10 protein-coding genes are annotated in these 13,542 nt (G+C 27.6%); all 10 read right to left on the minus strand.

Annotated elements, in window-relative coordinates:
* Positions 1 to 22: 22 nt before the first annotated feature.
* On the minus strand, positions 23 to 1,561 hold the full coding sequence (locus ACWXVS_RS00290; protein WP_455994453.1) for an MHO_4530 family protein: 1,539 nt from the start codon (positions 1,559 to 1,561) through the stop codon (positions 23 to 25).
* Positions 1,562 to 1,575: 14 nt separating this feature from the next.
* Entirely contained in the window at positions 1,576 to 3,789 is a 2,214-nt protein-coding gene (locus ACWXVS_RS00295; protein ID WP_438340491.1) for a UvrD-helicase domain-containing protein, read from the minus strand.
* An 89-nt stretch (positions 3,790 to 3,878) separates the two neighbouring features.
* Entirely contained in the window at positions 3,879 to 4,538 is a 660-nt protein-coding gene (locus tag ACWXVS_RS00300) for an RDD family protein (RefSeq protein ID WP_438340490.1), read from the minus strand.
* On the minus strand, positions 4,529 to 5,533 hold the full coding sequence (locus ACWXVS_RS00305) for a hypothetical protein (RefSeq protein WP_438340489.1): 1,005 nt from the start codon (positions 5,531 to 5,533) through the stop codon (positions 4,529 to 4,531). The genes ACWXVS_RS00300 and ACWXVS_RS00305 overlap by 10 nt, the downstream gene beginning before the upstream one ends.
* An 11-nt stretch (positions 5,534 to 5,544) precedes the next feature.
* Complete coding sequence (gene asnS / locus ACWXVS_RS00310) at positions 5,545 to 6,888, minus strand: asparagine--tRNA ligase (RefSeq protein WP_444704885.1); 1,344 nt, start codon at positions 6,886 to 6,888, stop codon at positions 5,545 to 5,547.
* Positions 6,889 to 7,033: 145 nt separating this feature from the next.
* Positions 7,034 to 8,788, minus strand: coding sequence for a hypothetical protein (locus ACWXVS_RS00315; protein ID WP_455994455.1), 1,755 nt, complete (start codon positions 8,786 to 8,788; stop codon positions 7,034 to 7,036).
* Position 8,789: 1 nt separating this feature from the next.
* Positions 8,790 to 9,653, minus strand: a complete 864-nt coding sequence (locus ACWXVS_RS00320; protein WP_455994457.1) for an ABC transporter permease — start codon at positions 9,651 to 9,653, stop codon at positions 8,790 to 8,792.
* Positions 9,646 to 10,509, minus strand: a complete 864-nt coding sequence (locus ACWXVS_RS00325) for an ABC transporter permease (protein WP_455994459.1) — start codon at positions 10,507 to 10,509, stop codon at positions 9,646 to 9,648. The genes ACWXVS_RS00320 and ACWXVS_RS00325 overlap by 8 nt, the downstream gene beginning before the upstream one ends.
* Positions 10,499 to 11,881, minus strand: a complete 1,383-nt coding sequence (locus tag ACWXVS_RS00330; protein ID WP_455994461.1) for an ABC transporter ATP-binding protein — start codon at positions 11,879 to 11,881, stop codon at positions 10,499 to 10,501. The genes ACWXVS_RS00325 and ACWXVS_RS00330 overlap by 11 nt, the downstream gene beginning before the upstream one ends.
* A 17-nt stretch (positions 11,882 to 11,898) precedes the next feature.
* On the minus strand, positions 11,899 to 13,542 hold the full coding sequence (locus ACWXVS_RS00335; RefSeq protein WP_455994463.1) for a hypothetical protein: 1,644 nt from the start codon (positions 13,540 to 13,542) through the stop codon (positions 11,899 to 11,901).

Genomic DNA, 13,542 nt, shown 5'->3' on the forward strand with positions numbered 1-13,542 from the left:
AATTTACCTTTCAAAATTAATGTTATTTTTTTCTTTCGCTTGAGTAAAACATTTTAATTTTTTTGTTAAATAAAACTTTTTTATAGTTTTTGAAATCTAAATTCTCAAAAACAATTGAGATTTTTAAATGCTCTGCCTTTTTGAGTATAAGACCAATATATAACATTGTTTCTGGGTTATTAAGCATTTTGGTAAGCGACTTATCAAATCATATAATTCCCACTCATTTACCAATTAGTGAAATAATATCATTATTGATTTCGGTTAATTTTATTCCTATAGCCGCCTTTGGATAGTTTTCTTTAATTTGTTCTATTTTTTTCTTAACTCTTAACATACTTTTTTTTGAATTAAGTGAAACTAATTGGACAAAGGAACGATCAATTTTAATAGAATTTTCAATACTTTTATTATCAATATAATTAAAAATAAAATCTTGTATATTTAAAACTTTTCCATGAATATCTTGTGATTTGATGTTTTCATATATTTGCATAAAAAAATTTTTATAAATGTCTAAGGAAGCTATGATATTCTCATCTTTTATATTTAAAATTTCAAATTTTCTTTTAATTAATAATAAATTGAGTTTAGTATTTTCATCGCCAAAATTATTTATAGACACAGTTTTAAAATCAATATTATTACTTTGTTTTATTTCATCAAGTGTATATTCATATTTTTCTTTAAAAATTTTAAAATCTTTGTTATCTTCTATGTTATTTGGAATTCAATAATCAACCATAGGTGTAAGTGTTTTGACAAAGTCAAAGACCGTTTCATAATACAATTGATTTTTGTTGGTTAAAAGCTCATTGTTAAATGAAAAAAAGGTAGAGTAAAGATTTTTGTAAAGAGTAGCAGTGTTTGCAAAGATTTTAGTTGCATAGTAAGAATGCCCGCTTTGAAATCTATCAGAGGGAAAGACGAAAAAGATCTTATTTCAATCAAGAAAAACCTTGACGCCTTTTATTTGATTATAAACGCAACTATCTTGGAAAAGTTTTATAAAGTTATTAATACTATTAATATTTTTTATATTTAAAATAAAACCACATGCTATATATTTGCTGTTTGGCGAAAAAAGGTAAGAAATGTTGGTGTTTAAAGCTTCGAAAACTTCATTTTTAATAGTATCGTTTCTGTTTCAATTAACTGTCATAAAAGCTTTTTGATCATTTATAAAATTTATTTCAAAACTAACCTTTGTTTTGTATGTTGAATGCTTGTTATGTGTTGTTTCAAAACTAATAATCGTATTTTCTTTATTTTTTAAAGCACTTAAAAAAAGAAGTTTATATTTTTTTTCTAAAATCTCACATAAGTCATCTAATTTCCTTCATTTATTATTTAGAAGGTTTAATTTTTTTATAAATGTGGGTTCATTTGAAATGTTAGGAATACCATTCAGATGTTTAATTCTATTTTGTTTCAAATCGATTTCTAAACAGAGGAAACCACTTTCGTTTTTAATATTATTTTGTGTTCTTATTAAAAATAAAATAAATCAAAAAGAAAAAATGAATATTATGGAAGAGAATGCAATAATTCAGATTAGCAAATTAAATTAACTCCTTAGTCATTAAGGTCACCATCTCATTTTTTAATTGAGTGATGCGATTTTTCAAATTGTTTTGTGGTTTTTTGTTGTGGAAAGGTTACAGTAATTATTGAGTCAACCATATCAATAATTTCGCCGCGTCCATAGATTTTATGCATTATATAATCTCCGACAACTAAATGGCTGTTGTTTTGGTGATTTTCTTCAGCAATAGAAAAATCATTTGCAAGTGTTACAGAACCATTTTGTTCTTTTATACCTGCCTCTGATAAAAACCTGCTACGTTTAGTAAAACCAGATCTATTAATTGCAAATGAAAGGAAAAGCTTTTTCTTAGCTCTTGTAATTGCAACGTATGCAAGCCGTCTTTCTTCTTCAAGACCTTCAATATTTTCTTCATGTGTATTTGAATTAGTTAAAAATGTAAAATCTTTACTTGGTGAAATAGAAATTGCTCTTTTTAGAGGGAATAAACCTTCAGCAAGCCCACAAATAAAAACATAATCAAATTCTAATCCCTTAGCATTGTGCACTGTCATCAATGAAACAAAACTTGTTGCATCGTTTTCGACGTCTCTATCTGTTATTAGTGTAATTTCTTGTAGATATTCATCTATAGTACCGTGGGAATTGTTTTTTTCCCATAACTCAATAGCATTTATTAAACTTTGAAAATTTTCTTGTTTTGATTCATAATCTTCTTCGGAAATTTTAAATGTATCAAAATAGTTTATTTTTTTATACATAAACTCTTTGAGCGTGCTGCTTATTGAATTAGTTTTTAAGGCTGCTCTTGCTCACCGAATATCATTAATTAGTGAAGCTAATTTTTGAAGTGTAGTTGTTGAAATACTTAAAGTTTCTTGCAGTTCATCAATATGCGCTTCAATTGCATTGAATAATGTTGTACCTTTATTTCTTGCAAATTCAATTAACTTATCAACGGTTACCTCTCCAATTTTTCTTGAAGGTTTATTTATGATACGTAGAAGCATAATTTCACTACCATCATGAATAACTCTTAAGTATGCTAAAGCATCTTTAATTTCTTCACGTTGATAAAATTTGATTGAGCCAAAAAGCTTGTATATTGTACTTTCTCTAATCAAAGCTTCTTCAATTGCTCTTGAGTAGCTATTGGTTCTAAATAAAATAGCAATATTTTTTAATTGCACTCTCGAACGTTTTAATTCTGAAATTTTTCGTGCTATTCACCGGGCTTCAGCTTCTTCGCTATGACCACAGTAAAATTCAACATCTTCTCCTTCTTCATTTTCTGTGTATAAGTTTTTTTCTAGTCTTAATTTATTTTTAATGATTAATTTATTTGCGTGATAAAGAATTTTTTTAGTTGATCGATAATTTTCTTCAAGTTTAATTGTGATAGCATCTGGATAATCCTTGTGAAAATTAATAATTATATTGATATCAGCATTTCTTCAACTATAGATTGTTTGGTCGGGATCTCCTACAATTGTTAATTTATTTGTTGAACAAAGTTTTTGTAGTATTTTGTATTGAATAATGCTTGTGTCTTGAAATTCATCAATTAATAAATAGTCATATCGTTTAGCCCATTTGTTGGCTATATGCTCATATTTTGGATCATAAAAAAGTTTGTAAACAAAAACTAGTAAGTCATCAAAATCAAGCGCTTTTGATCGTTGCAATCTTTCTTGATAATGCTTGTAAATCAATTCCTTTGTTTCGATAGCTTTTCTTTCTTGTAGAGATAAAGATGTATCAATATTTTCGTTTTCAATATTTAAAAATTCAAATAATGAATTCTTTTTGTTTTGAATGAATGAAATGATTGAACTATAACTGAATTCATTATTAGATATTTCCAATTCATTATAGACTGATTTAAGGATTGCTTTTTGGTCTATTTCGTCAATAATTTGGAAATCATTTTCATAACCTAGCAAATGAATTTCATATCTTAATATTTTTGCACAAATAGCATGGAAAGTACTTATGACAGGAAGTTGTTCAGGATTATTCACCATTGTGATAACGCGTTGTTTCATTTCATTTGCTGCTTTGTTTGAAAAAGTTAGAGCTAAAACGCGTGAAGGTTTTATTCCCAATTCATCAATTAAATATGATATTTTATATGTTAAAACTCTTGTTTTTCCTGAACCGGCACCAGCAATTATACGAAGTGGTCCGTCATTGTATTCTACTGCTTCTCGTTGTTGTTTATTTAGTTTTTCTAGTTCTATCATCTTCACCCCTTATAATTAAATATACTTTATAATTATAACCTAATTAAACCTATTAATATTTAGTAATAAAAAATAGCCTTAATTTTTGGCTATTTTGTGATATTGATTTTAGGAAGTTCACGTTTTTTTGGTTTAATTTTAAACGTTAAATTTTCATCTTCAATAATATCTTCATATCTATTTTTTCAAACGGTTTTTGTTCGCGATAATTTATCATTTCAACTTAGTCTTGTTGATGAAATACCAGAAATAATTAGCAGTATTTGAAGATTTATAGAAATCGTAGCTAGTGCTGTTGGTAATATAACAACAAGCTTTTCAACATTATTTAATTTTCCACCGCGAGCAGCTTTTAAAAATGCATCAGTAGACATTAACATGAAACTCATAAAAACAAAAATTCATAAGAATGCAAATAGTCTTTGCCGATCAAAAATAAATTTGGAAGTTCTTCTTTTTTCTTCATCGGAAAGAATTTTGATTTTACATATTAACATTCCAATTGTTTGGCCTTTTAGTATTGTTGGAATAACAATGTATTCAAATATACATAAAAAAATCATCAATAATAACCAAAGGCGAAAGTATATTTCTTTTAGTGTGGTACTTTGTGTGCGAAATTCAGCTTTTTTGTAATTGAATATTATAAAAGAAGTCGCTACAATTAAAACTATGAAAATAAGAAGATCAATTAATGTAGCTAATAATCTTATTCAAAAATTAGCCTTAACATTTTGCTTTATGGTCATATAAATTTTTTAATAATGTGGTCTCATTTTTTACTAAAACCAGACGTTAAATCATAAAGTTTTTGAATATTAAATTCTTTAAAAAAATGATTTGCTTGGAGTTGCTCTACTCAAAAGGGTCTTAGTATTGAAATTTCTTGAATAAGAGAGTTTTTAATGCTAATTAGTGTTTTTTCATCTAATGGATTCTTATTATGTTTTAATGAGCCGACAATTGCAGCAATATAATAGCAATAATTTAGACATTTAGCCAATTCAAGAGCATTTTTAGTTTCAATATCTATTGTATTAAAGGAATTGAATATATTATTTCAATTGCGAGTCAAGGATTTAGGGTTAAAAATTAATGGATTATCATTATTATTAATGATTCATGTGTCTTCAAAAAAAGCATATGTTTTTGAATAAAGAAGGCTTTGAAAAACAGGATTAGGTGAATATTCTAGATTGAGATCCTTTGTTTTAGGTAAGAAAAAAACTTTCTTTAAAATATTTGTCTTAACAATTGAATTGAACATAAAAGGGCTAGTTAATATAAAAGGTAGTTTATTGGTTTCTAAATTGACTAAACCTAACATTGATAAGTGGGCTGACTTGAATAATAATTTGTTTATTACTTGGTTATATCCGGGAACTTGTATGAAATCTGCTTTTTTGGGCGAAGATTTAATAAAATTATCAAATCTTTGAATAAACTCATTTTTTAAATTGGCATATGAGTAAAGAATGAACGTATAAGGGGTTTCAATAAGATCTAAAGCTTGTTTTATTACAACATCGAAATGTTGATGACCCGAATTAAAGATAATTTTTAACCTTTCGCCTAGCTTTGATTGTAGTTTATCAATTTCTATATAATCCTTTTCTTTCGGTCTATCAAAGGTCAAAATGATATTAAAATTTTGTGATTTTTGTTTATAGATATTGTAAAAAATTTCATTTAGAGGTATTTTTACGTTGTAAATAGGAATAATTATAGTTAGATTTTTTTTCATTAATATCCTTGTTACATTTTAATTTGTCCAGCAACTCTTGGGAAGGGGATGACATCCTTAATGTTAGCAATACCTGTCACATACATCACTAGTCTTTCAAAACCAATGCCAAAACCACTTGATGGTGCATATCCAAATCTACGCAAGTCTATGTATCATTGCAAGGGTTCTTGTGAAATTTTTAAGTCATGCATTCTTTGAACAAGTTTGCTATATCTTGATTCTCTTTGACTACCGCCAATTAATTCCCCTATCCCTGGAACTAATAAATCAAAAGCTGCAACAGTTTTGTTGTCATCATTTTGGTACATATAAAAAGCTTTAATATCTTTTGGATAATTTGTAACAGCGACTGGCCCATTTACAATTTTTTCAGAAAGGAATTTTTCATGTTCTGAAGCTAGATCCATACCAAAAAAAATGTTTTTTTCTTCAAATTGGTCGCTAAAAGGTTTAAGTTTTTCAACCACATCTTTATAATCAATAACTGTTAGTTTGTTATCAAGAAATCTATTTAATGTTTCCAGTAGATCAGGATTGTAAGATTGCAATACCTTCATTTCATCTAAATGTTTGCTTATAGTGTTTTTAATGACAGTTTTTAATAAATCATCTGCAAGGTTAATAATATCCTTTAATTCATAAAAAGCAACCTCAGGTTCAATCATTCAAAACTCAGCTAAATGGCGTGATGTGTGCGAATTTTCGGCTCGAAATGTAGGCCCAAAGGTATAGACCTTCTTAAAACTAGCCGCATATGCTTCAGCATGAAGTTGCCCCGTAACTCCTAGGAATGCTTTTTGCTTGAAAAAGTACTCTTTTGTTTCATCATCAACCAACAAAGTTTCGCCAGCTCCTTCACCATCATTTGAAGTGATAATCGGTGATGCCATGTAAAGAAATTCGTGTTCTTGAAAATATTTGTGGATTTCAAAAGAAAGAGTATTTCTTATTAACATTATACTTTTGAATAAGCTTGTTCTATTTCTTAAGTGAGGAATTTCTCTTAAAAAATCAAGTGAAGTTTCTTTTTTTTGTATAGGAAAATCGTTGTCAACTTGATTGATAACAATTAATGTTTCTAAAATAAGTTCAAGCGGTTGTTGGGCATCTGGTGTGAGGTGAATAATTCCTCTAGCAATTAATGAGGTTCCTAGTGAAATTTGCGCGACATTGAGTTTTTGAATCATTTCTCCTTTAACTACTATTTGTAATGTTGCAACAGTACTACCATCATTAATAGTTAAGAATCTAATTTTTTCATTTCCTCTGTTAGAAACTAATCAACCTTTAACCTCAAACTTTTCATTTTCTCTTATTGTTTCAATGTTTTGTAATAACTTTTTAATTGTCATAACATTGCTCCTAACCAATTCTTTTAATCTAATTTATAATTTATAATTATACTTAAATTTTGTTACTATTTAATTTTTGATAACATTATTAAATGTTTAAATGTTTTTATTCTTAAATTTAAAAGAAAAAATAGGATTAACCTATTTATGATTTTGTTGCTTCGAAATAGTAGGCTGCAATCTTTGTTCGCAGGTTGTTTTCGATAATTGGATATGTGAATAAATGATAATTCTCATTTGTCGAGGGTTGCTTGAAAATAGATTTGGCAATTTCATCATTTCCAAAATACCATTCATCTAAAAATTTATATGTTAAAAGATCTGTTGGTGTATATGAAATATATTCAAAGTTTATTAGTTCACCTAAGTCGCTTTTAGTAAAAACTTCTTCAAAACTATCTGAAAAAATATCTGTTCCCTTATCAGAATTATTTCTTATAATTCGTAAAAATTCAATATTATCCTCAGTAATTTCACTTTTAAAACTTCTTAAGAATTTTTTTCAATTTTCTAGATTGTTTCAATCAATACTTTTTAATTTTTGAGATTTTGAAAGAAGTTTGATGATTTCTTGTCTGCTATCACTGTTGAAAATTAACGTTAAAGTATCGATGGAACTATTTATGTCTTCATTGGTCAGGAATTTTTTTAATGTTTCAAAGAAACGCTTTTCTAGTAATTTCAATCTTTTTTCAATGCTCTCGGCCGATCTGATAATAACGTTGTTGTTATTATATATCAAAGAGCTAATGCTATCTAAAAATTTGGAAGTGTCTTCATCACTTAGCTTATGGGATATAATTCAACCATCAACAAGGTAATAATTGTTTTTAGGGCGCACAAACCTAATTGTTCCTTCTTCAACTGAAGCAAAATTATCTTCTGAATAATAAGCGTCTAAGGCATCGCCATTATAAATAACTGATGAATCTGAGCGTCCTTGTTTTGGTTCAATAAGGTAGTTAAGCAATTCTAATCCATCGCCACTTAGGTGATTATATGCTGTGTTTTTAATATCATAACCAGAAGAATTTTTGACAAATTCTACGAAAGAATCAATTGCTAGCTTGTAATTATTCTCGTTAAAGTCAAAGAGTTTTCCCTCTCCATTGAAGGTAAATAATTGTTTTCAATTTTTATTATCTCGCGATTTATAATTAATGGCCCCAATCATTAAGTTATCAACAAACGCATTAGTTCAACCAATGTGTTGATATTTATTTTCTTTTAGGGTATCAAAAATTTGATTTCAATCGAGTTGCATGGATTTGTTTTCTAATTCTTGAATTGAGGAATTGTTTAGTGTTAAATTAGGTCTACTATTTTTATTAACATTATATGCAACTCCTTTGTCTTGCGCATAATACGGTATAAAGAAGTCATAAAAATGTTCTCATTGGGCGCTAGTATTACTTTTTCAAAGTTTTTTATTTTTGTCTAAAATAAAACCTTTTGAATCTAATTCTCGTTTAGGCAGGTTTACTAGCTTATTGTATATTAGATTATCAAAGTTTTCAAGGTGTTTTCTAACATTTTCTGTGTAAAAAAACTTTCTAACATTTCAGTCATTGGCATCACTTTTTCCGTATAATCTAGCAAAATCAACTTTTCTGACTTTTTTTTCTATAATGAGTTGTGCTGTTTGAAAATCACTTCCAACACCAGCAATCGCTTTGTCTTGGGTTAATGCTTGGGTAAATTCGTTGATTTCCTTGAATTCTTTATAGTTGTAGTCTTTTTTTAGTTTTTCTTTTATAGAAGGCGCTAAATAAGATTCGTAATTATAAATACTTGGCCGGTACTTATTTGAAAGTTTAATTGAGATTGCAAAAATAAAAATTATGGTTATAACAAAAAAGGAAAGTATAAATATTAAGACCTTAAAAATTCTTTTGTTCAATTTATAAGACCTCCTTATAAAAATCCTTTTGTGCTTGTTTTTTACTTAAAACTAGGGATTTTTTAGCTAATTTATTTTGTGTTCCTTTAAAAATAATATATAGTGTATTTATAAATATTACTATTAGAAGTGATATTGCACCAATAGCCAGCGATCATGCCTGAAATTGACCTTCATACAATTGTGTTCCTAACGTTTCTGTATTAGAAACAATTCTTGTAATAATAAAATCATCAAATGACAAAGTCATAGTCATAACAAATGTAAAAATTATAGATCCTAGCATATAAATAAAATATGTTTTAAATCATGTTCTGAATTTTGAATATCCTAAATCCTGACTTGCTTCAAAAATATTTTTGGAAAATTTATCACTTTTAGGTAGCATTATTAAAATTCCGTATGGAAGACACATAACAGTATGTCCAATAATAGATCTAAAAAAACCTTCACTCGTTGCTTTTAGGGTTCCAAAAAATAAGAAGTTTAGAACAATAGCAAGTGTCAATCCTGTAATAACATCAGGATTTATCATAGGCACATTTGAGGTTGCTTGCACAAAAGATCTTGCCCCTTTATTCTTGTGTCTTCATAGAGCAAAAACAGTTAGTAAGGAGATACTAATAACAAGGACAGAAGTTGCGATTCCAAGAAGAAATGAGTTAACAAATGCTAGACTATGTGATTTAGAAAACAATTCCTTGTATGCATCAAAAGAAGTTCTATTTCAAGTTGTTACTGAAAAAATTCCTTTATCTGAAGGAGAATTAAAACTGTAAATCGTTCCAAAAATTATTGGTATATAAAGAAAAGCAAGAATCGCAAAAACATATGAATATTTTAAAAAGTTTTTAAATTTAGTCATAATTTCCTCCTTGTCTTTTTTTTCTAATTAAGAATGGTATTCCATAAATGATTGCATATATTGATAATAGGACTGCAAGAGTGATAATAACTAATGTTGAAGAATTTGCTAAATCAAACGGGTTGGCTGTGTTGGCAAACTGGTTTATTAGGTTACCAATTAGTTGTTTTTGACTGCCATTTGGTAAGAGTTTGTCTGAAATAATAATAGAGGTTGCAGATATCATTAAAACAATTCCGAAACCACTTAATATTGCTTTGGATGTGTAAGGAATTATAACTTTAAAAACTGTTTTAAATTTTGAATACCCTAAATCCTCCGAGGCTTCCAAAATGTTATTTGGCATATCTTTAATAACCTGGTACAATGGTAGAACCATGAATGGTAGATAAAGATAAACCATACCAAAAACAATAAAGAAATTGTTATTTAACTGATTTTCATCGAAAATTGCCGAGAATAAACCTCTAACTGCTAAAGCTTTTGATATTGTAAAAATAGCTAAGGGACTAAGAATTAGAGTTAAACCCAATATTTTAATAATCTTATATTTAGATCTTGAAACAATATATGCATACGGGAAACCGATTATTAGTGATACAGCTGCAGCAAATAATCCAGTCAGCAGAGACCTTCCTATTATTACCCATGTTGAAGGTTTTAGAGCAATTTCTCAATTTTCTAGTTTTGTTTGTCCTTCTAACGGTTTAAATGCATAAATGCATACAAACACCATAGGTAGGATAATAAATAAAACCGCAAAAACAACATATGGAACTATAAATGTAAATTGCAATTTTGACATCGGTGAAGAAAGTTTTTTGATTTTTTTTACATTTCTTGTACTAGACTTCATTTGTTTGACCTAATTCATTTTCTAATAATTCAAGTTTTTTATCTTTCTTCATTAGGTGGATAGCATCAATATCCCAATCTAAAAATACCTCTTTGCCGACAGCGTATTTTGAAGAAGTTTCTACATAAATAATTTTATCCTTACATTGAATCTCATAATTATAGTAGCTGCCTCCGTAGGTTGATTTTATAATTTCTCCCGTTAGCTTAGCTTTTGATTTTACTCTTGTTATAATAATATCTTCTGGTCTTATTAGGGCATCCAAACTTTCCCCGGGCTCAAATTCGTCATGAATAGTGTCAAAAGTCCTTGACATAAATTTTACCTTGTTTGCTTTTATGAAAGTAGCGTTAAAAAAGTTTGAATCTCCAATAAAGTTTGCTACTCATTTATTAACTGGAAAATCATAAAGTTCCTTCGGAGTGGTAAATTGTTCTACTTTTCCATCACGAATAACAGCAATTCTATCGCTCAGTTGCAGTGCTTCATTTCGGTCATGAGTTACAAAAATAAAAGTAAGTTTCAGCTTTTGTTGAATGTCCCTTAAAAGAGTTTGCATTTTTTCTCTTATTTTAGCATCAAGAGCACTTAATGGTTCGTCTAATAAGAGAATTTCAGGTTCAATAACTAGTGATCTTGCGAGCGCTACTCTTTGTTTCATACCACCCGATAAAAAGTTAACGTTTTTCTTTTCGTTGCCGCTTAAGCCAACGAGATCCATAATTTGTTTAACTTCTTTGTCCATTTCTTCATTAGTAATTTTTCTAGTTAGGTATCTTTTTTCAAATGCCTCAGTTTTTAAGTCGACATAGTTTTCTCAATATGAATATTTAAAATCCATATCATCAATTCATTGCTGGTATTTTTGTTTCTTTCTTTTTGAAAGCGATGAATTATTATTTAATTCTCTTTCATATAATTCGAATTCTTTGTCGAGATTTTTCATTTTTTGATCGGCAAATTTTCTTCATTTTCTTCTTTGTAGTGTTAATTTATTATGAAATGATTTTGGAAGATTTTCTTTGTTAATTCTCTTAAGTCTTAGACCATATTTAATATTGTTTTCAACATTTAAGTGTGGAAATAGGGCATAGTCTTGGAATATAGTAGAAACATCCCTTTTATGTGGGGAAAGATCCTTAATATCCTTGCCATGAAGTTTAACTTCTCCACGAGTAACCCATTCAAAACCACCAATAATTCTTAAAATAGTAGTTTTGCCAGATCCAGAAGGTCCTAAAAGAGTAATAAATTCACCTTTTTCGATACTAAGATTGACATTGTCTAAAACTAGTTTGTCTTCAAACTCTTTGACAACATCAACAAGTTCAATGATTGCTGAGTTTGTCTTTTTAACTTTCTTTTTTTCCATAATTATTCCTTTCACCATTATGATTTGGTTATTTGATAATAGTAATCAATCATTTTTGTTCTCAATTCAGGATTGAGCGGCTGATATGGTCTAAAATTTATGTCTTTGTTTTCTTTTATATCAAAAATAGAAATTGCTTTTTGATCTTGATTTTTATTGCTATCAATGAAATAAGTTTCTAATAAAAAGAACTTTATAGTCTTAAAACTAGGTGTGTAATTTATTACATCAAAGTTTGCAACATTTTGTAAATTTTCGTTTGAAAAGGCATTTCTAAAAAATCTATAGTATTTTTTATAAAATGATAAATCAATGTCTTTTAATGATTTGGCAATTTTATTTTTATCTTTTTTGTTAAAAAGATTTTTTTCTATTTCTTCTTCTGAAATCCCACTATTTTTAATTTCTTTATAAACATTATTTATGTATTTATTATATATTTGTTGGTAGCTTAAACTAACATCCCCAAAAACAAGGTTTTTTAGTGTTTCTAGAAGAGCGTCTGATTCTTTATCATCTGTGTCTTGTGAAATGATTCATGCATCAATATTTTTATATGTATTTTTAGGCCGAACAAACGATATATTATTACTTTGATTTAAATTTGCAAAGTTATCCTTTCCATAATAAGCATCAAGTGCATCGCCATTATACATTATTGCAACATCAGCTTTTCCATGTGCTGGCTCAATTATGCCCGATACAATTTCCTGTCCATCAGTTATAAGTTTATTTCTTTTTGTGTCTTTTATATTATTGCCAGTTGAAACATTGACAAATTTTGCAAAGTGATCAATAATATTTTTGTAGTTCTCTTTGTTTAAATCTTTTCATTTTCCGAATGAGTTTTTTTGGCTTCCATTGTCAATTAGATTTTTATAAAATTGACCAATCATGGCATTGTCAAGAAATCAATCAGTTCAGTAAAATTTTGGATTTTTATATTTTTTTGATAATGAATTTATTAGATCAAATCAATTTTTTCCGTCTTTAATATCACTAAAATCAGCATTTTCCTTAATATTATTTCTTGTATATTTTGAAATTTCTGAATTTTCAGGATTATAGGCTATACCTTTGTCAAGAGTAAAATAAGGAATTAAAAATTCATAAAAATGGTCCATACCTTCTTTATTATCTGCTTCAAAGCCAATAACTTCCTTATCTTTATAATAAAGAAAAGGTTTAAAGTTTAACTTGTCAATTTTATTATTTGGATTAATTCTCTTTATTTCCTGTATTATTCAACTATCAAAAAAATCAAATTGTTTTTTTACGTCATTAGTATAAAGATTTAATATGATCTCTTTTTTATTTTTTGCATCATAATTAACATCAAAAACTTTTTTAAAATTAATCTTTTTTAATTTGTTTTCTACGATAAGTTGAGCTATTTGATAATCAGAATTTACCCCTGCTACAGCTTTTTTATTTTTTATTGCTCTTGTAAATTCATCAAGATTCTTAAATGTATGATATGAATAGTTTTTTTTGATCTTGTTAATAGTATTTTTATTAAGGTATGATTCATAGTTATAAATACTTATTTTATAAGGGTTGCTTATTTTTAAAAAAAGTATAATAATAAAAACTACAAAAATAATGCTGATTAAAATAAAGAGGAGTGAAAGCTTTAATTTATGAGTTATTTGAATTTTCAT

It is taken from the genome of Mycoplasma sp. 327, assembly GCF_053851655.1.